Annotated in this window: 21 protein-coding genes and 1 pseudogene; 16 read left to right on the top strand and 6 right to left on the bottom strand. The window is 57.9% G+C overall.

Going from position 1 to position 25,779, the window contains the following annotated elements:
* Positions 1-126 precede the first annotated feature (126 nt).
* Positions 127-1,008 (bottom strand): LysR family transcriptional regulator, encoded by an 882-nt coding sequence (locus NF685_RS00565; RefSeq protein WP_252848188.1) that lies wholly within the window; start codon positions 1,006-1,008, stop codon positions 127-129.
* 98 nt (positions 1,009-1,106) lie between these two features.
* Between NF685_RS00565 and NF685_RS00560 the strand changes: the two genes are divergently transcribed.
* The 7 genes from NF685_RS00560 (at position 1,107) to NF685_RS00530 (ending at position 7,879) form a co-directional block, all read left to right on the top strand.
* Entirely contained in the window at positions 1,107-1,952 is an 846-nt protein-coding gene (locus NF685_RS00560; RefSeq protein WP_035443861.1) for an NmrA/HSCARG family protein, read from the top strand.
* A 467-nt stretch (positions 1,953-2,419) separates the two neighbouring features.
* Positions 2,420-2,764 (top strand): DUF2946 family protein, encoded by a 345-nt coding sequence (locus tag NF685_RS00555; RefSeq protein WP_023978887.1) that lies wholly within the window; start codon positions 2,420-2,422, stop codon positions 2,762-2,764.
* Positions 2,765-3,057: 293 nt separating this feature from the next.
* The gene (locus NF685_RS00550; RefSeq protein ID WP_161630843.1) at positions 3,058-5,052 is read left to right on the top strand and encodes a TonB-dependent siderophore receptor; all 1,995 of its coding nucleotides are present in this window, start codon (positions 3,058-3,060) and stop codon (positions 5,050-5,052) included.
* On the top strand, positions 5,052-5,963 hold the full coding sequence (locus NF685_RS00545) for an alpha/beta hydrolase (protein ID WP_023978889.1): 912 nt from the start codon (positions 5,052-5,054) through the stop codon (positions 5,961-5,963). The genes NF685_RS00550 and NF685_RS00545 overlap by 1 nt, the downstream gene beginning before the upstream one ends.
* Positions 5,964-6,388: 425 nt before the next feature.
* Positions 6,389-7,165 carry a tyrosine-type recombinase/integrase gene (locus NF685_RS00540; protein WP_252848187.1) on the top strand — a complete coding sequence of 259 codons (777 nt, stop codon included), beginning with the start codon at positions 6,389-6,391 and terminating at the stop codon, positions 7,163-7,165.
* 67 nt (positions 7,166-7,232) lie between these two features.
* The gene (locus NF685_RS00535) at positions 7,233-7,496 is read left to right on the top strand and encodes a type II toxin-antitoxin system Phd/YefM family antitoxin (protein WP_023978891.1); all 264 of its coding nucleotides are present in this window, start codon (positions 7,233-7,235) and stop codon (positions 7,494-7,496) included.
* Entirely contained in the window at positions 7,493-7,879 is a 387-nt protein-coding gene (locus NF685_RS00530) for a type II toxin-antitoxin system VapC family toxin (protein ID WP_023978892.1), read from the top strand. Before NF685_RS00535 ends, NF685_RS00530 begins: the two co-directional genes overlap by 4 nt.
* Positions 7,880-8,033: 154 nt before the next feature.
* On the opposite strand, the gene NF685_RS00525 is transcribed toward NF685_RS00530, so the two are convergent.
* Both NF685_RS00525 and NF685_RS00520 read right to left on the bottom strand, forming a co-directional pair.
* Positions 8,034-9,188, bottom strand: coding sequence for an epoxide hydrolase family protein (locus NF685_RS00525; protein ID WP_023978893.1), 1,155 nt, complete (start codon positions 9,186-9,188; stop codon positions 8,034-8,036).
* A gap of 21 nt (positions 9,189-9,209) precedes the next feature.
* Positions 9,210-10,100 (bottom strand): NmrA family NAD(P)-binding protein, encoded by an 891-nt coding sequence (locus NF685_RS00520; protein WP_222546378.1) that lies wholly within the window; start codon positions 10,098-10,100, stop codon positions 9,210-9,212.
* Positions 10,101-10,172: 72 nt separating this feature from the next.
* Between NF685_RS00520 and NF685_RS00515 the strand changes: the two genes are divergently transcribed.
* Positions 10,173-10,847 (top strand): TetR/AcrR family transcriptional regulator, encoded by a 675-nt coding sequence (locus NF685_RS00515; protein ID WP_023978895.1) that lies wholly within the window; start codon positions 10,173-10,175, stop codon positions 10,845-10,847.
* Positions 10,848-11,124: 277 nt separating this feature from the next.
* Positions 11,125-11,238: pseudogene (locus NF685_RS00510) on the top strand (IS6 family transposase); the annotation flags it as partial.
* A gap of 290 nt (positions 11,239-11,528) precedes the next feature.
* On the opposite strand, the gene NF685_RS00505 reads toward NF685_RS00510, so the two are convergent.
* Together NF685_RS00505 and NF685_RS00500 are read right to left on the bottom strand one after the other, a co-directional pair.
* Positions 11,529-13,115, bottom strand: coding sequence for a PepSY domain-containing protein (locus NF685_RS00505; RefSeq protein ID WP_023978896.1), 1,587 nt, complete (start codon positions 13,113-13,115; stop codon positions 11,529-11,531).
* Position 13,116: 1 nt separating this feature from the next.
* A complete protein-coding gene (locus tag NF685_RS00500) occupies positions 13,117-15,198 on the bottom strand; it encodes a TonB-dependent receptor (protein WP_235075466.1) in 2,082 nt (693 codons plus the stop codon).
* A 535-nt stretch (positions 15,199-15,733) separates the two neighbouring features.
* On the opposite strand from NF685_RS00500, the gene NF685_RS00495 reads away from it, so the two are divergent.
* The 3 genes from NF685_RS00495 to NF685_RS00485 all read left to right on the top strand — a co-directional run bounded on the left by NF685_RS00495 (position 15,734) and on the right by NF685_RS00485 (position 19,993).
* Positions 15,734-16,546: a HoxN/HupN/NixA family nickel/cobalt transporter gene (locus NF685_RS00495; protein ID WP_031240906.1), complete on the top strand. Its 813-nt coding sequence runs from the start codon at positions 15,734-15,736 to the stop codon at positions 16,544-16,546.
* Positions 16,547-16,935: 389 nt separating this feature from the next.
* Complete coding sequence (locus NF685_RS00490; protein WP_031240907.1) at positions 16,936-18,243, top strand: aminotransferase class V-fold PLP-dependent enzyme; 1,308 nt, start codon at positions 16,936-16,938, stop codon at positions 18,241-18,243.
* Between the two features lie 667 nt (positions 18,244-18,910).
* The gene (locus tag NF685_RS00485; RefSeq protein ID WP_252848464.1) at positions 18,911-19,993 is read left to right on the top strand and encodes an IS5 family transposase; all 1,083 of its coding nucleotides are present in this window, start codon (positions 18,911-18,913) and stop codon (positions 19,991-19,993) included.
* A gap of 133 nt (positions 19,994-20,126) precedes the next feature.
* On the opposite strand, the gene NF685_RS00480 is transcribed toward NF685_RS00485, so the two are convergent.
* Positions 20,127-20,975 carry an AraC family transcriptional regulator gene (locus NF685_RS00480; RefSeq protein ID WP_031240908.1) on the bottom strand — a complete coding sequence of 283 codons (849 nt, stop codon included), beginning with the start codon at positions 20,973-20,975 and terminating at the stop codon, positions 20,127-20,129.
* A gap of 184 nt (positions 20,976-21,159) precedes the next feature.
* On the opposite strand from NF685_RS00480, the gene NF685_RS00475 reads away from it, so the two are divergent.
* Genes NF685_RS00475 through NF685_RS00460 form a run of 4 tightly spaced genes read left to right on the top strand, consistent with a single transcriptional unit; the run spans position 21,160 to position 25,608 of the window.
* Entirely contained in the window at positions 21,160-23,112 is a 1,953-nt protein-coding gene (locus tag NF685_RS00475; RefSeq protein WP_235075467.1) for an FUSC family protein, read from the top strand.
* The gene (locus NF685_RS00470; RefSeq protein ID WP_023978903.1) at positions 23,109-23,324 is read left to right on the top strand and encodes a DUF1656 domain-containing protein; all 216 of its coding nucleotides are present in this window, start codon (positions 23,109-23,111) and stop codon (positions 23,322-23,324) included. The genes NF685_RS00475 and NF685_RS00470 overlap by 4 nt, the downstream gene beginning before the upstream one ends.
* On the top strand, positions 23,321-24,217 hold the full coding sequence (locus tag NF685_RS00465; RefSeq protein ID WP_023978904.1) for an HlyD family efflux transporter periplasmic adaptor subunit: 897 nt from the start codon (positions 23,321-23,323) through the stop codon (positions 24,215-24,217). Before NF685_RS00470 ends, NF685_RS00465 begins: the two co-directional genes overlap by 4 nt.
* Entirely contained in the window at positions 24,214-25,608 is a 1,395-nt protein-coding gene (locus tag NF685_RS00460) for an efflux transporter outer membrane subunit (RefSeq protein WP_235075468.1), read from the top strand. The genes NF685_RS00465 and NF685_RS00460 overlap by 4 nt, the downstream gene beginning before the upstream one ends.
* Positions 25,609-25,779 lie beyond the last annotated feature (171 nt).

The following is a 25,779-nucleotide window of genomic DNA, read 5'->3' as shown; positions in this document are numbered from 1 at the left end:
GGCGTCAGACTTCTCCCCAGTAGACGACGATTATGCGGCGAGAGTGAGAGCAACGCAGCCTGAAATCTATGAAAATAACCTTCACCAAGGGCCGACAGTCATCATGCTGTTGCCCTGGCGTGGGACTCAAATCGCGCCCAGGTGCGCGCGCAAAGCATCAATAAATACCCGAACCTTTGAAGATAAGCTCCGATGCGCTGCGTAGACCGCATGTACCTCCACCGTCTCCGCTTCATAATCGGGGAGCAGTCTCACAAGCCGCCCCTCCTCGATTGAGGGGCTTGCCAAGAAGGCAGGCAAACGTCCGACCCCTCCCCGGTTCTCGAGGACGACCTGCAGGACGGCGGGCTCCGGGATGACGGATCGAACAGCGACGGGCACGCAATGCTCGCGGTTCGAGCTATCTTTAAAACGCCAGATCGACGGTTGATCGGTCCACCCAAGCAACTCATGATTGGCCAGGTCCTGCGGCGTTTGGGGCGTACCTCTTTCCATGAGATAGGACGGGCTGGCGCAGGGCCATAATTCGATCCTGCCCAGCTTGCTGGCGAGCAGGTCAGAGTCAGCCATTGCCCCTATCCGGATTGCCACGTCGACATCCTCCCTCGCCAGATCGACGATCCGGTTCTCGGCCTCAAGATGAACGCGCAGATCAGGGTAGTCTCGCAGAAAATGCGGCAGCATCGGCGCCACCAGCCCGATTGCGAATGTCGTTGCTGCGCAGATTTTTAGGACGCCTCGAGGTTGCCCCGTCACCCCATCGAGGGCCGCGGTAGCCTCATTCAGATCGTCCATGACGTGTCTTGCGTGGATCAGGAGTATGCGCCCGGCCTCGGTCAGTCTGAGGGCATGCGGGCCGCGCTCGAACAGCTTTGCCCCGATTTCCCTCTCCAGACGGAACAATGCCCGGCTGAGCGATGATTTAGGCGTTCCCGTGGCGCGCGAGGCCGCGCTGAGGCTCATGGTCTCTGCGATGCGCAGAAAGCTGCCGAGATCATCTGAGTTCATGGGCTCGTGTTCCAGATATGGAACAAGACGTCTACGATGCCGCATCTGCCCTGTCCAACGGGAACGGCTTATCGTGCCTCTTCAGTAAGGGGGCCGAGATGTCAAAACCAGTGATTCTGATTACGGGCGCAACCGAACAGCAAGGCGGGGCCACGATCCGCGAGATGCAACGTCGAGGGCTTTGGCACATTCGCGCGCTTGTTCGGGATCTGAAGGCGCCAAAAGCAGTCGCTCTCGCAAAATATGGAGTTGAGCTCGTTCTCGGCGATCTAGACGACGATCACTCCCTTCGATTGGCGCTTGATGGGGCTGAGGGCGTTTTATCTGTCCAGTCGCCCATGAAGATCGGTCCAGTCGGCGAAGAGCGACAGGGGAAGACGCTTGCCAGGGTTGCCAAGGAGAGTGGTGTGAGGCACTTCGTGCAATGCTCCGCAGGCGGGGTAGAGCGACGGAGCGGCGTGCCGCATTTCGAGAGCAAATGGGCGATCGAGCAGCACATAGCGTCCCTTGACTTACCCTCTACAATTTTGCGTCCGGCGGCATTCATGGAAAACTTTTCGAGCATGATCTTTCGGATCACCATGCTCTCCATGATGAAGACCTATCTGAGGCGGAATCAGGCCATGCAGCTTGTCTCGGTGCAGGACGTCGCCTGGTTCGCTGCAGAGGCGTTCGAGAAACCTGATCAGTACCTTGGTCGGGCCATTGAGCTTGCAGGCGACAGCGTGACGGGCCGCTCCGCTGCATCAATTTTGAAGGATGCCGGGATACGGCCTTGCCACAGCTTTACGATCCCCTCTGTCATGCGAAAGCGCCTGCCCGAGGACTTTCGCCTAATGTTCGAGTGGATCGCCCGAGACGGCTTCAAGGCTGATATCCCTGCTCTGCGGCACGAGTACCCGGTATTGCTGACGCTCGAGGACTGGGCGCTGCAACGCGCGTAGGATAGCCGCGAACGCCTGTGGTAGTCTGCTGATCGGATCGAGCGATGAGGCATAGCGAGATAAGATTGCCGATAGGCGGAAATTAGCGGTTTTGCGCCATTTTCCTACTTCCGATTCTTTTGATTATCGGAAGTAGGGTGGATGCGCCGAAAACGGCACTGAATGAGATCGAAAGAACCCTTTTCAAAGGACTGCCGCAATGTGAACTGCTTTTGTCCGCTGACGCACGCAGCAGACACTAGCAACGCTCGAATGCAAGCGGAGCAATCCTTTTCTTTACAAGATGCCCAGAGCGGTGTTTTTTGGCGTCTCAAACCTCAGCCCGACGAAGCAGGCATTTGGCATATCGCAGTACCCACCGGACTGACAGGTCGCCGAGTATATGGCTGAGAGGATTCCTTGTCCTGCTCATACTTGTCGGTTTGCTTGGGCAACTGACGATACAGAGCCAGGCTCGGCAGGGCGAGATGCCCCGTCAAACCCTTGAGCGTCTGACCGGTCTCGACATTGGCTTCCATCCGGACGACGGGCAAGCCATGTCAGCCTGTGACGATATGCCGGGCATGGACATGTTGGGCATGACCGACGCGCCATCAGGATCCCCCGACCGTCATCATCACCATGACGGGGGCTATTGTGCATTATGCCCCCTGCTTCATCTGGCAAGCGTTATCCTTGGCCCGGTTATCATTGTTCTGCTGATTGTCGCATTGCTCTATCAGGCGGCCTATGTTCTGCCTCCGTCGCGTGCACCGCCCGTCCTGCGCCTTGCCGGATTACCGCCGCCTACCGGCCCGCCCCTGGGCTTCTGATCCTGCCTTCAGCTACGACACTTTGAATTCAGTGCCTCCGATGCGCTGAGTCACCGTGTTGTCGTGCCCAGTATCCTGGATCCGGAATTCCCCCCGTGGACATATCATCTATCCGTGCAGCCAATGCATGGAAGCTTGCTTGCGGCTGCGCATTTGCCGCTCTTACATGTTACCCATCCGCCTTCGCATCCGATCAGGCCATAAATCAGCCGGCCAAAACTGTTCTCCGCAAGAAACAGGATAACACGGCCGAACAAACGCCGACCTCGAACTGGTCTGGCGAAACAATAACTGTGACCGGACAGCGTCAAACCTATGCCGCGCCGATATCATCAGCGGCGACGCGTACCAATACGCCGCTCATACAGGTGCCTCAGTCCGTTCAGGTCATTACGCGTACGCTGATACAGGAGCAGGACAGTCACTCCCTGAGCGCGGCACTCGTGAATGTCTCTGGCATAACCCCCACACGGACAGATGGCATTCTGTTCATCCCGCCGATCATTCGCGGCTTCCCCGCGGAGGTCTATCTCGACGGGCTGCCCCTGTTTGCAGGCAATCAGCAGGCTTTCGCCCCAACGGCGCTGGTCGGCGTCGACCGTATCGATGTCCTGAAAGGGCCCAATGCCACGTTGTATGGTGGTGGCCTGGGGACGCCTCTTGGTGGCGTCATCAACATTGAGTCCGAGCTGCCAAGTGACAAGACTGGCGGATACGTCGCGATGCGCGGGGGAAGCTACACTACACTCAACCCATCTGGAGATATCAATCTCAGGCTTTCTTCCAGAGTGTCGTTTCGTCTCGCGGGCGAGTATCTCAGCGACAAGAGCTATATCGATCGCGTTCATGGCGCGCGTTTTTCATTGCAGCCCAGCCTCCTCTATCGGATCGACTCAAAAACCGACCTGGTGCTGCGCGGTCAGTATAACGACAGACGCAACCTCGAATATTCAGGTCTCCCAGCGGATATGGCCTTGGCCGGCAAGCTGGATCGCTATGCCTTCCCCGGCTCTCCCCTCGGTCAGCCCCTAACCAAGAACATCAATCGTTCTGCTTTCGTGGCGCTGCACCATGCGTTTTCGGACACAGTCAAACTCACAGTCACGGGGCGCTATTACAGCAACACAGTCCATGAATATGGGAGCTTCGTTGATCCGGACATCTTTCCCACAGACCCCTCCGCACCGACCGTATATGACGTCTCCCCTATCCTCATGCATAACCGGGTCAAGGAAGCGACGCTGGATGCCAATCTGTCGGCGAAGCTGCACATGCTGGGTGGGACACATCAGCTTCTCGGCGGCCTTAATTACGATTGGACCAGCTTTTACAGTGCCATGGGATTTGGTGTGAGCGATACTCCATTGGGCACGATTGATCTTGCCCACCCGGTTTATGACCTGCATTACGTGGCGCAGCTACCGGTCAATTCCTATACGGATGATCATTACAAGACCTACGCAGTCTATGTTCAGGACCAGGCGAGCTACGGGCGCCTGCATATCACGGGCGGATTGCGCTTCACGACGCTGAAGTTCCAGGAGGCAACCGACTTTGGTGTCTCAAACAACAAGACTTATTACCATGTTTCGCCCCGCATCGGGGGTACCTTTGACATTGTGCATGGCCTTGCTCTTTATGCCGGCTACTCGACTGCATTTCGCGCAGCGTTCGGTTTTCTTGGATTGCAACCTCCCAAACCGGAAAAATCCCGTAACGTAGAAGCTGGTCTCAAGCTTGCCTTACCCGGCACGGGTCTTTCAGGCACTCTGGCCCTGTTTCATCAGACACATGACAACGTGGCCGTGCCGGACATGACCAATGTCGGCTACTACGTGCAAAGCGGGAGTCAACGCGCGCGTGGTTTCGAGGCCGACCTTATCTGGGAGCCAAGCCCGGCCTTTTCGGTTCTTGCGAACTACGCCTTTACCGACACACGTGACAACGGCGTCTCTCCTGGGGACCGGATTGCCCGCGTTCCCAAGAACAGCGGCCGTGTTGCTGCCCGGTACCGCCTCCTCCACGGATGGGCCAAAGGTCTGTCCTTCGGCGCAGGTATGACGGCCTATACCTCCCGCCAGCTGACACTGCCCAATACGATCGCTGTTCCCGGCTATGCGGTGTTCGATGCGCAAGCAGCCTATTCCTTCGATCGATATACTCTTGGTATCTCGATCGTAAATCTAGGCAATCGCAAAGCGTGGGATCCCTATTCTTACATGGGCAATCCTGTCATCGCCCCGCTCCAGCCGCTATCGGCATATGTTACGCTTAAGGTCCGGCTGTGATGAGGAAGATCCGTTTTCTCGTTTCTGCAGCATTACTCTCAATCTTCTCGCCTTGTGCCCTGGGCGTTGCCCATACGCCCGCAGCCGGGGATCGCCAGGTATATTCTCTCTACAGTAAAGGCGAATTGCCGACGCTTGGCGTGCCGGAAACTGTTGCCCGGGTTGACGGCATGGCAGACTCGATCGTCTTCAACGTCAGTGAGCCCACTCTCGAGCTGTTCAGACCTGGCAAAAATCACGCGAACGGAACGGCAGTGATTGTCGCTCCAGGTGGGGGATTTGTCGGGATCGATTACCAGCAGGGAGGCGTCGACATTGCACGTGCCCTGGCCGAACGGGGCTATACCGCACTGGTTCTTAAATATCGCACGATAAGGAGCCCTGATACCGGCATGCACATGCCCGCTACTCATCTGCGGGAGATGCAGGCGATCACGAAGCGCGCCAAGGAGGCTTCGACGGAACCCGTTCCTCCCTTTGCGGGGGAGGCGCACGCTCTGGAGGATGCGCGACGAGCAATATTCCTCGTGAAAGCGCATGCCAGGGACTGGGGGATCGATCCTGTACGGATTGGCTTCCTGGGTTTCTCGACAGGGGCGTTTCTTGCTGTCGATCTGTCGATAGGTGCCAAAGAAACGCGTCCTGCATTCGTTGGCATCCTGTATGGCGGACTTCGTGGACCAATCCCCTCAGACGCCTCCCCGGCTTTCATCGCCGCGGCCAGCGACGACCCACTGCTGCCAATGGACGCCGTGCAGATCTATACGGCGTGGCGTCGGGCCGGGGTCGATGCGGAGCTTCATATCTACGGGCATGGGGGACATGGCTTTAGCCTTGCCCCGCAGGGGACGACAAGCGATTACTGGCTTGATGAATTTATCTGGTGGCTAAAGGCGCGAAAGCTCGAGTGAGCGGTGGCACGCTGCATATGCCTCAAAATGAAGCTGCCAGCAGAGGGCTTGCCGTTCTGTCACTCGCCAGATCGTGACGGTGGAGCCTCACCAGCTTATTACCTCTGTCCTTCAGTGCTCTTCGGGTGGGGTGGAGTGGCGGTGCGGCGTGCTCCGTTTCCAGAGAAAACTGATCATCGAGCGGCACAGTGCCTTACCAGGCTTGCCCGCTACGGTTTTGCGGCCTGCGGCCTTCATGGAAAACTTCTCGAGCCTGATGTTTCGGATCAGGCGATAAGGCATAGCGAGATAAGATTCTAGAACGCCAAAAATTGCCGGTCTTCCGCCACTTTTTCTACTTCCGGTTTTTCTTATTGTCGGAAGTAGGTGTGATGGGCGGAGGACGGGCTGGAAAGCGTGCCTCGGAGGCTCGTCGCTCTTATCCAATGTGCTCCAACCGGCTGGCAGCTTCCGCCTCTTCGCAGACGCAGAAAGCGCTTTCCGTCGTTTCCGAAACCGGATGTAGCCGATCGCTAATCTCGCTTGATCCTGATGCTGCAATCCGCAGCGTCTGGAGATCTGTCAGGCCACAGCCCACGTCCTTCCCCCATCCTACGCTCCGCGCCGCACTTCCATGGAATGCAGGGCGCTTTGTCGGCGCCAAGCGTCCGCTTAAAGAGAAGCATGTCTGGGCAATCCGCTTTCATCTCGCCCGTGAAGAACGGATCCGTGACCGTGCCCTGTTCGATCTGGCAATAGACAGTAAACTGCGCGACTACGATCTGGTCGCCCTTAAAATCAACGATATCGTCGCCAGCGGTCAGGTTCGTCATCGTGCCTTGAGCGTTCAGAAAAAGACGGGGCGCCCGGTGCAGTTCGAGATCACCCAGACAACCCGAGAAAGCATCAAGATTTCGCTCGACCATCACGGTGGGACGCTGACCGATTTCGTCTTTCCCAGCCGCCTGGGTGCTTCGGCGCATCTCAGCACACGCCAATACGCACGCCTGCTCGACGAATGGGTCACCGCGGTTGGCTTGTCGGCGGGCGAGTATGGCACGCATTCGCTGCGGCGGACCAAGGTGGCGCTGATTTACAAGCGTACCGGGAATATCCGGGCAATCCAGATTTTGCTCTGCCACACCAAACTCGACAGCACGGTACGTTATCTCGGCGTCGACGTGGAGGACGCACTTGCACTTTCCGAGGCGACCGACCTGTAGGGGGATGCCGAGATAATGGATGCGCTCCATTTGTGTACAGGATATGATAACACAAAGGAGAGTATCCATGGTCCATGCTGTCAGTCACGAACCGCAGAAAATCGGCGTACGGGAGTTCCGTGGCAATCTAACGACGTATCTGCGTCAGGTCCGTCAGGGACAGGTCATCCTCGTCACGTCCCATGACGAGGTTGTTGCCGAATTGCGGCCGCCGGGCCCGGCCCTGCGGGCTCGGCGGGTTCCGGGCTCCCTGCGCGCCCATCTGCGCGTGGCCGACGATTTTGACCAGACGCCGACCGACATGCTCGAAAGCGTCGATCAGCCTCTATGAAGATCCTCCTTGATACCCACGCCCTACTTTGGTGGCTGGTGGACAGTGACCGCCTGGGGCCAGAAGCGCGGGATCTGATTGCCGACCCGGCGCACGATATCCTTGTTAGCGTCGTTTCGCTGTGGGAGATCGCGGTAAAAATACGCATCGGCAAGCTGGAGGGGAATCTGGATCAAATACTGAAAGCCGTTGAACGGGACGGGTTTACTTGGCTCGCGATCAATTCCGCCCATCTTCAGGGTCTGATGGCGCTCCCGCAGCATCATCGCGACCCGTTCGATCATCTCCTTATCGCGCAGGCCATCGCCGAGGATGCCCTGTTCATGTCCGAAGATGGTCAAATGGCGGCTTATCCGGTTCGGCAGCGACACTGCTCAATCTGAACGGTTATCCCGCTATCGCCTGCCTCACAGACGCCAAAGCGTGGTATGACCTCTCCGAAAAGCGGACGTGGCAACATGCTTCTGTGAGAACTGATCTCTGTCGATTCCGGTGCGGTTCGCTTTCCCGATCAACAATCGCCTGGGGGACGGGGGATCAGCGCAGGGAGCGGAACGTCTGGCGTACCTCGCCCACGAATAGTACCGGCTGCTCCAGCGCGGCGAAGTGCCCACCGCGGTCCGGCTCGCCGAAGTGGACCAGGTTGGCGAAGCGGGACTCCGCCCAACGCCGTGACAAGCGGACCTGTTCGCCGGGGAACATGCTGATACCGGCCGGCGTCGCCATCGGCGAAGTCGAAAATCCGCCCTTTCGCATGGCCTGTGCCGTCTCCCAATAGAGGCGCGCCGAACTCGGCCCGGCGTTGGGAAGCCAATACATCATGATGTCGTCCAGCATGGCGTCGAGCGAGAAAACCTTTTCTGGATCGCCGCCACTATCCGACACGTCCTGAAACAGCGCGTAGACCCAGGCTGCAAGGCCCACGGGCGAATCCGCGAGCGCGAAGGCGACGGATTGTGGTCGCGTGTTCTGAAGCTTGTAATAGCCGGCATATTCCTGATCGTAACGCTGAGCGTCCGCGAGCATGCGTTGCTCTGCGTCATCAGCACCGGCGCGTTCATCGTCGGTCGGCTGGAACAACACCATGTTAAGGTGAATGCCGATAAGTCCAGGAGGCATCATGTAACCGAGCGTCGTGGTGACGCCCGCGCCCCAATCGCCACCCTGCGCCGCCCAGCGATTGTAGCCGAGCCGCCTCATCAGCGTCACCCAGGCGCCCGCGATCCGGCCGATATTCCAGCCAGGTGCGGTCGGCTTGTCTGAGAAGCCGAAGCCCGGCAGCGTCGGGATGACGAGGTGGAAGGCGTCGGACGCCTCACCGCCGTGCGCCACAGGATCGGTCAGCGGGGCGATCACATCGCGGAACTCCAGCACCGATCCCGGCCAGCCATGCGTCACCAGCAATGGCAGCGCGTCGGGTTCGGGCGAGCGAATATGCAGGAAATGAATGCCGAGGCCGTCGATGGTGGTGCGGTACTGGCCCCAGCCGTTCAGCAGCGCCTCGCACGCCCGCCAATCATAGCCGTCGCGCCAGCGCTCGACCATCGTACGGACCTTGATGAGCGGCGGCCCCTGGCTGGTATCGTCTATCGTCCCCGGATCCGGCCAACGAATGTCGGTTAGGCGCTGCGCCAGGTCATCCAGATCGGCTTGCGGAACGGCGAGGTGGAACGGCTCGACGGCATCGGTCATGGCGTGGCTCCGAACGGCCTGTCAGATGGTGAGCGCAAGAATGTCGGCGACGCGCGTCCAGGCGGCCTTGCCGTAGCGATCGTTGTCAAGCGGCGTCAGCTTGCCGCGCCCGCTCGACATATCGCGGATGTATTGCATCCCCTGCCAGGCCGGAAATGGCACGTCGGTCGCTGGCGACAACGCGCGTGTGATGCGGATCAGGCCCCCAAGCAGGCCAAGGCCGCCTGGTCGCAATGTTCGCCAGCGCCGCCCGTTGAGTCTGGACATCAGCGCGGCGAGGTCATTGGGCGACACCACGTCGCCCGCGATCCGCAGGAAGCGAGGCGCTTGCCCGTCGAGTGCCGCATCGGCGGCATAGTCCGCCACGTCGTCTTTGGTGGTGAAGTCGAGTAGCTGGTCGGGATCACCCCAGCATAGGATACGGCGCAGCTTGTGCAGGACGATCGGGGCCTCACCGGTCAGCAGCTCGCCGAACGCGCCATTCAGGATCGATGTGGCGCGGATCGGCGCCGCATCCACGCGCGCCATGAAGGTGCGGCGCAGGTCCATGTTGCGGTTGTCGCCAGGGCGCGTCTTCGTGAAATCTAGCGAGAAATCGGACGGCATGAAGCGAGGCACGCCCGCCGCTACCGCCGCATCCAGCAGTCGTCCCTGCGCACCGATGATGGTGGGTTCCAGTCCATTCAGCGCCGAGACGACGCAGCCAGCCCCATGGCAGACCTCGCGCAGCGCCGTGGCGTCCTCGAAATCGATCTCGACCGGCGTAGCACCGATCGAGCGGATCTTCGCCAGCCGGTCTGGTGGCGATCCTTTCCGGATAAGCGCTGATACCGCCGCACCGCGTCGGACGAGCGCGGTGCTGATGCGATAGCCCAGGTCGCCGGCCGCACCGGCTATGAGGATGTTGGTCATATCCAACCATCTATATAAACTGAACGTGTCCGTCTAGTTCACATTGACAGCAGTTGGCTCTATCTGATGGGAATGACGTCAACGATCCTCCCTTCGACCTCAGGCAAGAGGCCACGCCGTTATGGTGGGCGTCCACCGGCCACGCAGGCCGGAGAGGTCGACCGCCGCATCCTTAACGCTGCAACGAGCCTGTTCCTCGATCGTGGGTTTGACGCGACCAGTTGCGATCAGGTCGCGGCGCTGGCTGGAGCGGGCAAGGCAAGCATCTATGCGCGCTATGCCAATAAGGAGGAACTGTTCGCCGCCGTCATCCGGGATAATGTCGATCGCGGCCTCGCCCCGGCGACCGACGTGCCATGGCATCTTCCGCTGGAGGCGCGGCTGATGGTGGCGGGGCAATCGATCCTGTCGCACTCGCTTCGGCCCGAGGTAATCGCCCTGATGCGCGTCGTAATGTCGACGGCGCACAGGATGCCCGAACTGGCCCGCCTCGCCGACAGGATCGGACGCGAAGGCGGAATGCTTCGGGTCGCCGCTGCCATTATCGGCCAGCAAGACGTATTACCCGACACCTTGGCGCGTGCGCTTCCGCTGGCGGCGAAGTTAATCGACCTTGTGTTCGCGCCGCACCAGATGCGCGCCCTGATGGGTGAGGACGTAGCAGCGCTCGAAACCGCTGCTCCGGATCGGATTAGGGAGGCCATACACCTTCTTGCCGGTGCGGGATGGTTGCAGGACTGGCAGTAACGTCAGGCGAGCAGCGTTCCCGCAAGGGCGCTGCGAATGAGTTTCAGGAAAGCTTCGACTTCCCCGATGAACGATTCCAATCGGGACGGCAGCTACGACCCATTGCCTCCTGAAAGCGGACCGACGGCTCGCCCCCCCCATTCCAGACAGAGATCCTTGGAATCGCCTCCCAATATGTCGACGTACCGCCAATAATCTTTATTATCGGAAGTAGGTGAAATGGGCGCGAAACGGCAGGGGCACTGTCACATTAACTGCGGCATGGTAAAAGCGGTCGATGAGCGCGTCCAGTTTGAGCTACAAACGGCACCGATTTTCTCTTGAGCTGATCGCTCATGCGGTAAGGCTATATTTCCGCTTCCCTTTGAGCTTTCGCCTTGTGGAAGAGATGCGGTGATGTCACGTTAACTGGGGTCAAGCCATGCATCCAGATCCGCTCGCCAATCCCCGTCCATCGCCAGCCCTCATCATATCCGGTTTCCTATCAATCAGCGATCGGGCGTCAAGGGAATCCCTTCCCAATGTTTTCTGCCAAAGTAGTGTTAGAGCGTTTTCCGCGCAGATTGAATCGTGTGAGATTCCCAATCCGTCAGATAACCTCATGCCATATCTTGTCGATTCGCTTCTCGTCCAACCGGCATCACACGAACCAGGCCTCAGGTAAACCCAGTAGCTCGTCTATCAGCGCAGCCTACGGGGCTGGACGCGTAGTCGCTTCATGCCAATAATTATACCCGTAACGCTCAAAGCCAGCCCGGCCAGCAGAATAGGCGCCATGATGAGTCGGCGAAGAACGCCGTGATGGCTCAGTCCCGGCACATCGAACGTATGCAACCCGTTGAACAGCCAACGATACAGCCGACGCCGCCAGTCCATCACATCCAGCAACGCACCACTTGTGCGGTCCACGTCGACCCACGTGCTGCCAGGCAGTCCATGGATGTTGCCCAAGCGCATCCGCACGGCACCCTCCGGTAGGCCCTGATAGATCAGATGTCCATAAAGGTCGTCTGGGCTGATTGCATCTACACGCGTTGGACGTGCTAATGGCCAGGCTGCGGCGGCGGCATGAAGAAGTGTTACGTCAGGTACAAATGCGAGACGATCTCCATGCGCATTCCATGTAGTACGTATGCCGCTCGCATCGCTCCCTTCTACAATGGTCATCCCGCCAACCGAGGTAAAGCGAAGTGCTGAAGGACCGGCTATCCGGTTCAGCGCCGAGATCGCAATCTCGCCAACCGCCGCTTCCAAGGATCTTCCCTGATAAGCCTTGCTCTGATCCGCATCCGGTTGCCCGGTTGGGAAAATCAGTCCGTGATCCACTGATAGCCATCCGCTGACGATCCAGGTGGTCAGGAACAGGCCAGCGGACAGACCAAGCAGATGGTGCAGTCGGTGGGTCCTAAGAAACGGGCTGAGCCGTGGCCGACGCATGTTGCGCAACGAGATCATGCTGCGCAGAATACCGAGGACCATGCCGCTGAGCGCGAGCACGACGCCGATCCCTGATAGGCACCATACAGTATTCGCCCAAAAGCCTGGATAACGTCGCAGTAACGTTGGATAGATCCAGTGCGCGACAGAGCCAGCATAATTGGCAATACGTTCCATCCGGGTCGTGGCCAGAACGATCTCGCCAGAGATGGCCGAGACGTAAACTTCGCTGCCCGCGCTGTCCGCGAGATCGACGCGCCAAAGCGGGCGATAGGGGTCGTAGCCTTGGGCGACAGTCCATTGATCGTCCCCACACGGGCCGTTCACAGTGCGCGCCATACCGCCCGCAAACCGTTCCGCCTGAAACCGCGCCCCATCGGCCTCAAGTAGAGGCAATATGGCGCCGGTCGCGGCGTCGATCACTCGCGCTCTGTTATGTAACGACCAGATGACATAGGTCGGGTGATCCATAGCTGTGTGACGGGATGCTTCACCAACAGGTCTTGGAAGCAATATCAAACGCTCTATTGTCTGATTGTGCAGTCCCAACCGTGTCAATGCATCCCCGGGCGCCAGTCGGACCATCCGCATGTCGAGCGCAGGGACACCACGATAACGCGCCGCCGGATCCAGCGATGGATAGGGCACAAACATCATGACGATGCCGCTCGTGAACCACATGGCGAAGAACAGGCACATGCCGATCCCGAGCCAGCGATGCAGCAGCGCGAACCAGCGTGGTACACGGGGGCATGATCGCGCCGTCCGACCGGTGGTTGGAGCCTTCCTCGCTGCGGCAAGCGCCTCCTCGCGAGGAATGGAGGCGCTCATGTCAGAAGCCGGCCTGCACGCTGATGGAGAAGGATCGCGGCGCGCCGAGGAGCACTTCGCTCGGATAGCTGACATCGGCCCACTGAATGTAATGTTTGTTCGCCAGATTATCGATCCGACCATAGACAGTGACGTGCTTCTGAAAGTGCCAGGCCGCGAAGACGTTGGCCAGCGCATAGCGATCCAGCGTCAGGGTATTGGCATAGTCCCCCTTTCGCTGCGAGACATAGCGCAGGCCTGCACCAAGGTCAGCGGGCAGCCCCGCGACGTGGCTCCAGGTCCCCCATAGATTGGTCGTGACGGACGGGACGTCCGGCACCTGATTGTTTGACGCGTTCACGCCCGCATAGGGAAAGAAGTTGCGATAGCGCGAATAGGTGTAGGCGACGTTACCAGAAATCCTGAAGTTGTGCATGGGAGTCAGGTCGCTTTGCAATTCGATGCCGCGCGAGACCTGTGCGCCGCCTTGAGCAACCGTGTCAGGGCCGGTAGCCACCAGGATGTGGCTGCGGCGGATTTCATACAGTGCGAGCGTCGTTGTCACTCGGTCCTGCCAGAAGCTGCCTTTGAGACCGATCTCGCCTTGGCGTGTGCGAGCGAGCCGCGTGAACTGACCGCGATTGGCCAGAAACAGGCTGGAGCCTGGTGGGTCTTCGGCCGTGGTGAATGTGCCGTAAAGGCTCAGATTGGGCGCCAGATCCCAGACAGGGCCGATACGAAAGTTGCTCGGGTTATAGTGCCCCGTGAAACTACTACCGGGCAGGAAGGCGCCGTTCTGCGCATAATTCTGCCGGTCCAGATAGAGCCAGTCGTAGCGATAGCCGCTGACAAGGCGCAGATTGTCGTGAAACGTCAACACGTCTTCGAAGAAGACGGCAGCGTCCCGCAGTGTCGTAGGCGATTTGCGATACGGTAACTCACCAGAAAAGGCGCCCAGCGCCCCACCCTCGGGGCTGACGAGCGAAACGCTGTCGGCATAGCTCGCATCCGGAAAGCCTCGGTTGCGGATGAAGCGGATATAATACGCATCTCCGCCCACTACAACACGGTTTCGGATTGATCCCAGATGCTGGTCGAACTGGCCGTAGAGCGTGTCGCCCACCTGATGCTGGTTTTGATAGACATAGAACCGATCGCGGCCGATCCTGCCCGGCGCGATCGGATTGCCAGATGCATCCGCGCTACCCGGCCCGCCTATGTAGGTGTAGGCTTCCGCGTTGTCCCAGCGCCGCTTGGCGTAAACGAAATAGGATTTGTTGGTGAACGCCATATCGGAACGCGGCTGCCAGGACAGGCGCAGTGTCGGTGTCGCATTGGTGCTGGCCGCGCGCGGATCGCGCACGTTGTAGTAACGCCACAGAGAGGCTCTTGCGACTCCCAGCCCCTGCGTGGACTGCAGCAATCCGTGCGCCGGGGGCCCCGTCTGTGCCGTCGGCACCAGCGGCGTGCCGTAATAGGTTGAGAGCTGATCGGTCAGGTAGTCCATGCCTAGGCGCGCGGTGAATGTATTGCTCGGCTTCCAGAGCAGGGCAACCGTCAGGTCGTTGCTATGGGGGTCGGCACCCTTGACGTAACCGTCCGACGACGTGCGGCTGAAATCGGCGCGGATCGCCAGCGTCTTCGTCAGCGGCAGCGAGCCACCGATGCCGGCGTTCCAGGTGTTGAAGCTGCCGTAGGACACCAGGGCGTTTGCGTGCGCTGCATCCAGCGCTGGATCGCGCGTCGTCATGTCCACCGTGCCGCCGACCGCCCCCTGGCCGTAGATGACCGAGGATGGCCCCTTGATGATCTGAAGGCTCTCAAGGTTGAACGTGTTCTGGGGGCGGTTCACCGTCGTCGTCGGGCCGTAGTAGATGCCGTCGCGCAGCATCAGGATCTGATCGCCGGTGAAGCCGCGCATCAGAAGCTGCGCCGGATTACCTGGAGATCCTCCCGAACTGACGCCAGGCGCGCTGTCTGCCGCATCTTCCGCGTGGGTGTAGCCGCGCTCGAGCATCACCGAGCGCTGGATGATGTCTATCGTTGCCGGGCTGTGCTGCAGCGACAGCCCGAGGCGACCACCTACAGCCACCGTGGCGCGCAAACGCTGATGACGCCCCACTGTCTCGATTGTCTCGTCCTGAGCAGGCGAAGGGGGAGCTAACGATTGCGCATCCCGTGCTACAGAAACCGGGCGAGCGGTGGCAGGTCGTCTGTGAGATAGTGACATGTTTGCAGGTCGCAAAGGCTGCGCCGCTGCTGTCGCGATGCTCAGCGATGCCAGAGAAAGACCGGTACTGGCAATCAATCTCCTCGCTTTCACGCCATACCTTACAAACAAGTGGGGGAATTTGGGCTTAATCAGCACTGCTGCTTCATTGCCTCGTCGATACAAGATTTTGGTCTTTCGTGATGCGCAATCACAGCGTCAGCCGGCTGGCCTGCCAGGCGATTGACCTTAGCGATGGAAGGAACTAATGTTACGTTATAACATAACGATTATGGGTTCAAGTGCCCGCTACCGGTGCGATCTTAGTCGTCGTTTCACCGGTGATCGCAGGGGCGATGCCGATACAAATGAACATGCAGCTTTGTCTCATCTCCCGAGCGCAATGCAACCTCGTGCCGGAGATCGCTCTTTGATCGACACCACGCTGCCAGCACTGAGCCTGATGTTCGTGCTAGGTGTACGGCATGGGCTCGACCCTGATCATGTCGCCGTGATCGATAATATAGTGTTTCGCATGGTCGAGATACGTCCGCGCCTGTCCGGATGGGCTGGAACTCTGTTTGCGTTCGGGCACGGCCTCGCCGTTGCAGCCGTCGTATTGGGTGTTTCGGTCCTGTCGGTTTGGATCGCGTTACCAAGCTGGATAGGGGGCGTCATCGACGCCATGGTGATCGCGCTTCTGACTTTGGTCGGCACACTCAATGTTGTCGCGCTCCTGCGTCGCAGAGAGTACGTTCCAGTCGGCTGGCGCTCACGGTTGTTACCAGCTCCGCTGCGTAGCAGCACCCATCCGGCCGCCGTAATGTTGATTGGAGTTATCTTTGGATTGGTCTTCGACACGGCAACCCAAGCTGCTGCATGGGGTGCAGCCGCGACTACACATGGAGGAATCCTCGCAACGGCTTCAATCACCCTCGCATTTACGTTTGGTATGTTGCTCGCCGATACATGCGATAGTCAAATCGTCAGCCAATTACTCAGGACGACACGCGATGGGGGAGCCGGAGTCCAACGCTACCGTCAGATTGTAGGTTGGCTTATTGTGACTTTATCATACGGGATGGCACTATTCGCGTTACTAGAAGCCCTTGGCGTTCAGATAGAGATTGGAGATATTGGCTTCACGGCAGTTGGTTTGACTGCTGCGCTGTCAGTCGTCCTAATGCTCATCTGGGCGCGCTGGGTCAGTCGAAGGATAAGCCTGTCCGAAAATAAAAAATGAACTAATATCACATCAAAAGTAATCGTAGGTGGGAGTTATTTCTGATACAGTCGAGGATATAACTTGCGAAAAAGGTTTCGCCTCTTACCTTCAAATCCATTCGGATGCTTCTGTTGAGAACTCGGATTATAAGTGCTCAAACCCGGATTTGGATGATGATCTGACCTATACAAATGTGAGCGAATGCAGACCGCCGGCCCAGCAGCTGAGATACAAGACATGAGAAAGAACCATATTCTGTTTTTGATACCCGTATCATATTTATAATTGAATATATCAAATCTTCGAATGGAAAATCGTAATATTATAGATAGATAGATCATAAGTTATATTTATAAAATCAGCACTAGTTTCTTTTTTACTCTTTAATTTTACCTAGGGACAACGTCATGACTACCTCTCCCAACCGTCGTTTCCTGCTTAAATCCTTCGCTACAGGTGCTCCAGCGTTGCTGGCATCAAGCTCCGTTGCAGCTCCGTACCATCCGCAAGAGGCCGCCCTTGTGCCTGGCTCGATCCCTGTTTCGCAGCTTCCGTTTCATTACGACGTGAACCGGGACATCCATAATCTGGAGAATGGCTATTGGGGAGTTATGCCGCGTACGATAGCTGCGGAATACTCACGACAGATCACTATGGTGAACCGCGATAACTCTATATGGGCACGCAACGTGCTTCCAAGCGGCTCGTGCCTGGCAGGAGGCGGACAGGAAGCTCAGGCGGCAATCGCGAGACAGGTTGGCTGCTCACCCGAAGAAATCGCCGTCACACGCAGTGGGTCAGACGCTTTACAATTGCTCATAGTTAATTATCGCCTGCTAAAAGCTGGTGAAGCTGTGATCTATTGTGACCTGGATTACGATGCGATGATCGATGCGATGAACTGGCTCGGTACGCATCGTGGTGCAAAGGTCGTGCGCTTTGCAATGCCGGAACCCGCGACGACAGCCAATATACTGCAAGCTTATCATGATGTGCTAGAACGCACACCCAATGCGAAGCTTCTGCTTGTGACACAGGTTTCTAACCGGACAGGCTTGGTGACGCCGGTCAAGGAAATTGTAGCCATGGCACGGGAACGTGGCGTGGATACCGTGGTGGACGTAGCGCACGGCATCGCCTGCCTTGATTTCAAGATTGAGGATATTGGCGCCGATTTTGCTGGATGGTCCGTGCACAAATGGACGTCAGCGCCCTTAGGGACAGGAGCGATGTATATCCGTTCTAGCCGACTTGAGGACATAGACGTTGCTTACGACAACCATCATATTCCAGTTAGCAAAATACAGGCACGTGTGCCTGCAGGGACGATCAATTTTGCGGCCATACTGACGATCCCCAAGGCAGTTGATTTCCATTTTGCTGTAGGAGCTGCGGCGAAGGAAGCACATTTGCGAGCACTACGTGATGGATGGGTCGATGCTGTGGCAGACCTTCGAAATGTCGAAATATGTGTACCCGCAGATCCCGCCCGCTATTGCACAATCACTAGCTTTCGTCTCAAAGGCATGACGACAGAGGCCGATGCACTACATTTGCAGCGCGTACTGCTGCAGAAACACAACGTTCATACAGTCTGGCGCGGCGGCATTGCCAAGGGACCCGTGATTCGCGTGACTCCCGGGCTTTATAGCAGCCCGTCTGACATAGACGCGTTGGTAAAAGCGCTACAGGCTGAACACTCTCTATTTGTCTAGGCCTTGCTCATAGAAAGAGTTGATCCAAAGCCTTACGGCGGCGATATTGCGGAAACGTTTCAAGGACTAGGCGGACATGTCGTAGCAAATCGCGATACGGGGCAGTTGCTTGGGACCCACGTACATCCGCCCAATACGATTTCGGTCCCGTAGCGTTGCAAGCCTGTTTGCAGAAGCGCTTCTACGGCCTTTGCGTTATGGAGTGACCGGGGGTATCCCCTGGATCAGTAGGTTCAGGCAGACGCTGTGGCTCCCATAGCATCTGCCAGCCCGCATACACTACGAGTTGAGATCTAAAGGGAACACTGGGGCACTCACGGCTTTATAGTCCGAGACATACCCGCCAGCAGGTACAAAGCCGAAAGGACGACCCCAGATTACGTATTTGGAATGACATTTTTAGTAAACCCAAATCAGGTTTTAGCAAAAATCTGTCCTGTGAGCCTTCCTGTTTGCCCCCGTGCCCCGCGAATATCAGGATTGCGATGCTGCCAGTGGTCGGTCGGCCCTGTTTCTACCAGGGTTCTCAGCAGGACATGTCACGTACGTTGTTCGGCCCAATGCCTGCGTTTAGGCGGCAGAAGAAACCCAGTGGAGGGTTCGAAAAACCCCTGTGGTCTGGGGCTGCTGGTGTGATTCTATCCCAGCTGTGATGTTGGGGGGGTGGCTGATGAAGCAGCCGGGTTTCTTTGATGTTGAGGAGCGGCTTGCGCGGTTGAGCGGGCTTGGTGACCAGCTCGAAGCGCTTTCCCGGACTGTGGATTTCGAGGCGTTCCGCCCTGATCTGAAGAAGGCTCTGGCTTACTCGGACGGGAGCAAGGGCGGGCGTCCGCCGTTCGATCCGGTGCTGATGTTCAAAATACTGGTTATCCAGACACTGAACAATCTCTCCGATGAACGGACGAAGTATCTGATCAACGACCGTCTGTCCTTCATGCGTTTCCTGGGTCTGGCGTTATCGGATCGGGTACCCGATGCCAAAACAATCTGGCTGTTTCGCGAGCATCTGACCGAGGCGGGCGCCATCCAAACACTGTTTGACCGGTTTGATGCTACCCTGCGCAACGCTGGGTATTTGCCGATGTCCGGCCAGATCCTGGATGCCACGCTGGCGGCAGCGCTCAGGCAGCGCAATACCAATGCGGAGAAGGCCGATTTTCGGGCAGGGCGGATCCCCGAAGGCTGGGAAGACAAGCCGGCAAAGCTGTCCCATAAGGACAGGCATGCGCGCTGGACGCTGAAGTTCACGAAAGCGAAGCGGCAGGACGATGGAACCATGCCGTCGAGTGATCTCGCCATCCCATTCTTTGGCTACAAATCCCACGTCTCCATCGACCGGAAGTTCCGGTTCATCCGAAAATGGAAAGCGACGGATGCCGCCGCCAGTGATGGCGCGCGATTAAGAGAGGGGCTGTTGGATAAAACCAATACGGCCTCAGGCGTCTGGGCAGACACGACGTATCGCTCCAAAGCCAATGAGGCCTTCATGGACAAGGAGGGCTTCGTCTCGAAGGTTCACAGGAAAAAGCCGCATCTCAAGCCCATGCCCCGCCACATCCAGCGGTCCAACGCAGGGAAGTCGGTGATCCGGTCGCGTGTCGAGCATGTCTTTGCCGATCAGAAATCGCAGACGGGTCTGTTCGTCCGGACCATGGGCATCACCCGGGCCACCATGAGGATCGGTCTGGCCAATATCGTCTACAACATGCGCCGCTTCCTCTTCCTCGAAAGACTGAACGCGAGCGCGTAGCCATCCCGGAGGAAACAGCGCCCGATCTGCCCAAAGCGCAGACCAAAAGTCACCCCGGAAACCGTCAGTCAGAATGACAAAGCCCTAAATCACCAGCCAGCTCCATCAACCAACGGTTCTTCGATCCCTCCACCTATTCCATGCGCATACGCTTGTCCGACGTTCCGGAGACTTTGCATGTGTCCGGTCGTGATCGATCCTGCAGGTTGGGCAGGTAACGGGAGGGCGTGTAGCCGACCGATTTGCGGAACATTGTGATGAAAGCATTTACTGACTCATAGCCAAGCGCGATAGATACGCGCTGCACACTTGTGCCGCTCACCAATTCACGGAGTGCGACAACCAAGTGCAGTTGTTGACGCCACCGACCGAATGTTAGTCCGGTCTCACGGATCATCAGCCTTGCCAGCGATCGTTCGCTCATCGCGATACGCCCAGCCCATTCGGCCAAAGTACTCCGATCTGCCGGGTTCGCCGTCAAAGCGTCGGCGATCGCGCGGATTTTTATGTGGTCTGAAACGGGCAAATTGAGCCGCTGTTGTGGCATCGTAGCGAGTTCGTCAAGCATCACTCGCGCTATTCGTGCGGCGTGGCTGTCAGGGGAATACTCGTCCCGTTCGGCGGCCAAACGATCGATCATCGTTCGGATCATCGGCGTTATCTCTAATGCGCAGCAATGGTCAGGAAGACGGCTGGCATCCCTTGCAACAAACAGATAATCGACCCGAGCGTTCTCGGTTGCTCTCGCGCTGTGCATCACCCCGCTTGGAATCCAGATCCCGCAATTTGGTGGAACGATCCACACATCACCAGCAGCGGTGCAGGTAACCGCGCCGTAGGAGGCTACAATCAGTTGCCCCTTGCTATGCCTATGCGTCGGGACTTCGGACGCCTGATCAGTAAAGTCTAGCCGATGAGCGATCGCAATCGCATTCGAGCTATCCGGATCAACAAGGGTGATGACTGATGGGGGATGAACCAAGTTTTTGGCAGTTTTCAGTGATTGAATGTCCGGATATCTAATTTTATAAGTTCTTGCAAGTCGTTATCAACAAGGGATGACATTAACTTTTCATAGGTTGGCCGGGTGTAATGGGCCTATCCGTAGGCTACTGCACCTTATCCATCACCCAAGGATAGCAGGGCTCAGGACGGACGCTGATGCATTGCTTTATTCCGGCAAGTGCTTCGCAGCCGCTATGCTGGCGTATTTTATAGCGCTTCGTATTGGATTGCCGCGCCCCTCGTGGTCGATTGTTACCGTCTATCTCGTATCCCAACCTAGCGCCGGGGCGTCGCTCAGTCGCGGGCTATATCGCCTTACAGGTACTTTTATCGGTGCTATCGCGACTGTTGCAATCGTCCCTAATTTTGTCAACGAGCCGATAGTTTGCAGCGTGGTGCTCGCCTGCTGGATCGGTCTTGGCCTGTTCGTGTCGCTACTCGACCGTACGCCGCGCGCCTACGCGTTTGTTTTATCCGGCTATACCACCAGCTTGATAGGTTTCCCTGCCCTAGCATCTCCCGGTACCGTATTTGATATTGCTTCGGTGCGCGTTCAGGAAGTCGCTCTGGGCATCTTCAGCTCTGTTGTGGTTCATCGTTATATCTTACCTCGGAGGCTCACCAGTCAGTTTCTGTCCAAGGTCATGGCGATCTCTTGTGACGTGCGCAGACTAGCTGGCGACGTGCTGACCGGTTCTTGTGGTAATGACCGGTATCGGTTGGCTCTGGATCTTCTTGCGTTAAGGGGATTAGAGACCCACCTGCCGTACGATCCGATCATTGTCGTTCCACACGATAGGACCTTGCGTCTGATGCATGATCGTCAGGTGCGGTTCCTGCCGCTTCTGTCGGACCTCGAGGCCCAGCTCAAGGCCGTTAAAACCCTCGGGATGCCGCCGGATCTCGATCATCTTCTAGGCCGAGTATGCCAGTGGCTTACCTTGGGTACGCGAGACGAACGTGAGGCGGAAGTGCGCGCGTTGAGTCATGATGCGAGATCGCTTGCCAATGCTGATGCCCCTGCCCCCTCGGGGATGCTGGCAGGTAACATCGCCCGTCATCTCGCCGATCTCATCGATCTCATCGCCGATGTGGAGCAGCTTGCTGCTGCGACGTACCCAGGAATGAGAACTCCGCTGCGATTGCATGGCGAGAAGGTCCCCAGGGGTTATGTTTTCCATCGTGATGTCTTGATGGCAGGACGTGCTGCCTTGGGCGCGACGGTGGGGATTGGCATCGGCTGTCTCATCTGGATCTGGTCAGCGTGGCCGGATGGCGGATTGGCCGTATCAGTGGTGGGCGTTACCTGTGCGCTGTTCGGTAATGTCGACGCGCCCGTGCCTTACGTCCGCAAGTATCTCGTCGGCTCTTTCTACGGCGTGGTGATCAGTCTGATATATAGCTTCGTAGTCCTACCGCGCGTCTTCGATTTCGATGTTCTCGTTGCGGTGCTCGCTCCCGTGTTTCTGTTTGCGGGATCATTGCAGGCACGGCCGGCGACCGCATTTATGGCGCTCGGTATCACGCTGACGACGCCGATCCTTGTCGGGCTAGGTCCTCTATATGGCGGATATTTTGCTGAAGCCATCAATAGCGGCATCGCCTTATTCCTCGGAATAGGTTTCGCGGCAGCGAGCATGGCGCTTTTGCAGACTGTGTCTCCAGATGTCGTAATCGACCGGCTGGTTCGACTGGGGCGTCGGGACGTGGCGCGGCTCGCTCGGGGCATAGGGCCCGGCGAGGCAGCCTGGAATGGTCTGATGGTCGATCGTATCGCCTTGTTGCTTCCTCGGCTTGGGTTCTCGCCACGCTCTGCTATGGGAACTGCAGAGGCAATCGTTCGCGACGTGCGTATTGGTCGGTCGTCGAACCGTCTACGCGGTTGCTTGGAGCGAGGCGAAACGGCGAGGAATGGAGAACTGCGCTTATTGCTCGGTGATCTCGCAGAGTATTTCGATAAAGATGAGTCCTCGCTCGAAGTGCTGAAACGTCGAGTGGACATGCTGATAGCCTCGGCGACACTGACAGGCGATGCGGATCATGATTTGCGGAATCACCTCATCGATCTCCGCTTCGCGCTTTCGCCTGTCTTGGACGGGCAGGTGCAAGCATGATTCCCGATCTCTGCCTGAGTGGCGTCTACATACCTGGCTTCTTTATCGTCACGTGTTTGGCTCTGCTGATGACCGTCACGGCGCTGCACCTGTTCTCCATCACAGGCGCGTCGCGATGGTTTACCACACGGAGCATCGTCGAAATTGCCGTCTTCATCATTCTTTTAGGCCTGCTTGTTAGGGCCATTTCCATCATCGGACCACATCCATGAAACATTACCTCGCCCTTTTGAGCCGCTACGCCGTTACTTTGGTGTTCGTCGCTATCGCTGCGCTGGTAGCGCTGGATTTGTGGGATCGCAGCGAACATGTACCATGGACACGCGACGGCCATGTTCGCACCGACGTAGTGCGAGTGACGACGGATGTTGGTGGTCTCATCACGCAGGTTCTGGTGCACGACAATCAGGTTGTGCGCCCGGGGCAGCTTTTGATCGTCATCGATCGGCCGCGCCGTGCGGCAGCTTTAGGCCACGCAGAGGCAGCTATCGCAGAGGCGCGGGCTCAGCTCGATCAGGCGCGCAAGGAGGCGCGCCGGGATCTCGCTTTGGGCAATCTCGTCGCAACCGAGGCGCATGAGCAGAATGTCGCCAAAACAAGAACGTTGGAAGCGGCGTTGAAACGCGCCTGTGCTGACCGGGATATAGCGCTCCTTGATCTCCAGCGCACTGAGATCCGCGCTACCGTTGCCGGCATCGTGACGAATCTTGACCTTCATCCTGGTGACTACCTGTCTGTCGGAACGCAGGCCATGGCTCTGGTCGATATCGGGTCGCTACGGGTAGAGGGGTATTTCGAGGAAACGAAGTTGGGGCGTGTCTCGGTTGGCGACAGGGCCCGTATCCGCCTGATGGGAGATGGTTCCGATATTGCTGGTCATGTTGAGAGCATTGCGGCCGCGATAGCCGACGACCAACGCAATGATACTGTCAACCTCCTGCCAAAGGTATCACCAACATTCTCCTGGGTGCGGCTCGCTCAGCGTATTCCGGTTCGAATACACATAGATCACGTACCATCAGGAACAAAGCTTATCGCCGGGCGGACCGCTACGATAGAGATCATTCCAGCGCCTCTCTCGCCTAGGGTGGAGAGCGGCAGTTGAGACCCCTTCTTGCCCCTTTACTGGCGCTACTCGTAGCGGGGTGCGTGGCAGGTCCTGATTATCGCATTCCTGGCAAGGCAATGATCAATCAGGGTGGTGCAAAGGCCCCATTTCTCGGAGATAAGACCAAAGGCCTGGCCCGCGCGGCGTTACCTGCACACTGGTGGCGCCTCTACAATGATCAGCAACTTGACGTTCTTGTTGCTGCAGCCCTAAGGGCAAATACTGATCTCCGTAGCGCCGCGGCCAATCTCCGTCGTGCGAGCATACTCATACGCGAGGCAGAGGCAGCACGAATCCCGACGACTGATATCAGCGGTCAGACAACCGGTGCGCGTCTAGGTGGCCCGACACGGTTTCTGCCAGCACCCTTCAGTTATGCATTGGGCATCAGCGCCAGTTATCCGCTCGATCTGGCAGGGGGGATCAGGCGTGGCATCGAGGCCGCCAATGCCCAGGCAGAGGCGGCTCGTGCGGCGCGTGATCAGGTCAGGGTCGTGGTAGCTGCCGCTGTTGCTCGCAGTTATGCTCGTGTCTGCGCTGACGGCGTAGCTTTGACCGCTGCGCGGCGTGTTGTTGCTATCCAACAGGCAACTCTAAATGTAGCTCGTCATATGGCTCGGGCAGGTCGTGGGACCCGTTTTGATATTGATCGCGCTGATGCGGCGGCTTCCACTAGCGAAGCCGTTATACCCGACATCCTTGCTGATCGTAGGACCGCCCTGTTCATGTTGGCGACTTTGATGGGGCGCGTGCCATCAGACTATCCGCGCCGACTTGAAGAATGCGCGACTATCCCTTCCCTATCTCGTCCGCTGCCTGTCGGAGACGGGGCGATGCTGCTGATGCGTCGTCCCGACGTAAGAAGAGCAGAACGATTACTTGCTGAGGCGACTGCGGGTATCGGCGTGGCCAGAGCCGATCTGTATCCGAAAGTCAGTCTCGGTGGCTCGGCTGGGACCAACACGTCGGTTGGCCACGCGCTTTCTCTGTCGTCATTTGGCGTAAGCGTCGGCCCGATGATTTCCTGGTCTTTTCCCAATCGCGTCCTTGCGCGGGTGAAGATCGACGAGGCCGACACACAGGCAGAGGCCGCGTTGGCTGCGTTTGATGGCGCAGTCCTTCTCGCACTGCAGCAAACGGAGACTGCCCTGTCTGCCTATACACGCACGCAGGAACGTCTGGATGTGTTGGAACGAGCAGCCCAATCTACTAGCAGGGCAAGCGACGAGGCCAGATTGCTTCAGCGTTTTGGGCGCACACCCTTCCTCAATGTGCTTAATGCGCAGGCCAGTTACGCGAATGCACAAACACACCTTTCCTCTGCGCGCATCGATCTGATTGATCGACAAATCGATCTTTTCCTGGCCCTTGGCGGAGGATGGGAATGATGTCCGCCAGCTTGGCGTATGCACCTCTACTTCCGATAACCATCGAACATTATCGGAAGTAGGTGAAATACGCAGAAAATTGCGACGCGCGAATTGGAAAGTTACCTCGAGAGCAACAAGCAGAACAGAATCGCGTATGCGATAACGAGTAAGTTGTGGTTGGGCCGCTGC

The organism is Asaia lannensis NBRC 102526 (assembly GCF_024054035.1).
Classification (GTDB): Bacteria; Pseudomonadota; Alphaproteobacteria; order Acetobacterales; family Acetobacteraceae; genus Asaia; species Asaia lannensis.
This window is presented reverse-complemented; position numbering and strand designations above follow the sequence as displayed.

Excerpts from the sequence above, each read along its gene's own strand:
- NF685_RS00565 (WP_252848188.1), bottom strand. The coding sequence starts at position 1,008 with ATGAACTCAGATGATCTCGGCAGCTTTCTGCGCATCGCAGAGACCATG.
- NF685_RS00560 (WP_035443861.1), top strand. The coding sequence starts at position 1,107 with ATGTCAAAACCAGTGATTCTGATTACGGGCGCAACCGAACAGCAAGGC.
- NF685_RS00555 (WP_023978887.1), top strand. The coding sequence starts at position 2,420 with ATGCCCCGTCAAACCCTTGAGCGTCTGACCGGTCTCGACATTGGCTTC.
- NF685_RS00545 (WP_023978889.1), top strand. The coding sequence starts at position 5,052 with ATGAGGAAGATCCGTTTTCTCGTTTCTGCAGCATTACTCTCAATCTTC.
- NF685_RS00540 (WP_252848187.1), top strand. The coding sequence starts at position 6,389 with ATGTGCTCCAACCGGCTGGCAGCTTCCGCCTCTTCGCAGACGCAGAAA.
- NF685_RS00535 (WP_023978891.1), top strand. The coding sequence starts at position 7,233 with ATGGTCCATGCTGTCAGTCACGAACCGCAGAAAATCGGCGTACGGGAG.
- NF685_RS00530 (WP_023978892.1), top strand. The coding sequence starts at position 7,493 with ATGAAGATCCTCCTTGATACCCACGCCCTACTTTGGTGGCTGGTGGAC.
- NF685_RS00525 (WP_023978893.1), bottom strand. The coding sequence starts at position 9,188 with ATGACCGATGCCGTCGAGCCGTTCCACCTCGCCGTTCCGCAAGCCGAT.
- NF685_RS00520 (WP_222546378.1), bottom strand. The coding sequence starts at position 10,100 with ATGACCAACATCCTCATAGCCGGTGCGGCCGGCGACCTGGGCTATCGC.
- NF685_RS00515 (WP_023978895.1), top strand. The coding sequence starts at position 10,173 with ATGACGTCAACGATCCTCCCTTCGACCTCAGGCAAGAGGCCACGCCGT.
- NF685_RS00505 (WP_023978896.1), bottom strand. The coding sequence starts at position 13,115 with ATGAGCGCCTCCATTCCTCGCGAGGAGGCGCTTGCCGCAGCGAGGAAG.
- NF685_RS00490 (WP_031240907.1), top strand. The coding sequence starts at position 16,936 with ATGACTACCTCTCCCAACCGTCGTTTCCTGCTTAAATCCTTCGCTACA.
- NF685_RS00470 (WP_023978903.1), top strand. The coding sequence starts at position 23,109 with ATGATTCCCGATCTCTGCCTGAGTGGCGTCTACATACCTGGCTTCTTT.
- NF685_RS00465 (WP_023978904.1), top strand. The coding sequence starts at position 23,321 with ATGAAACATTACCTCGCCCTTTTGAGCCGCTACGCCGTTACTTTGGTG.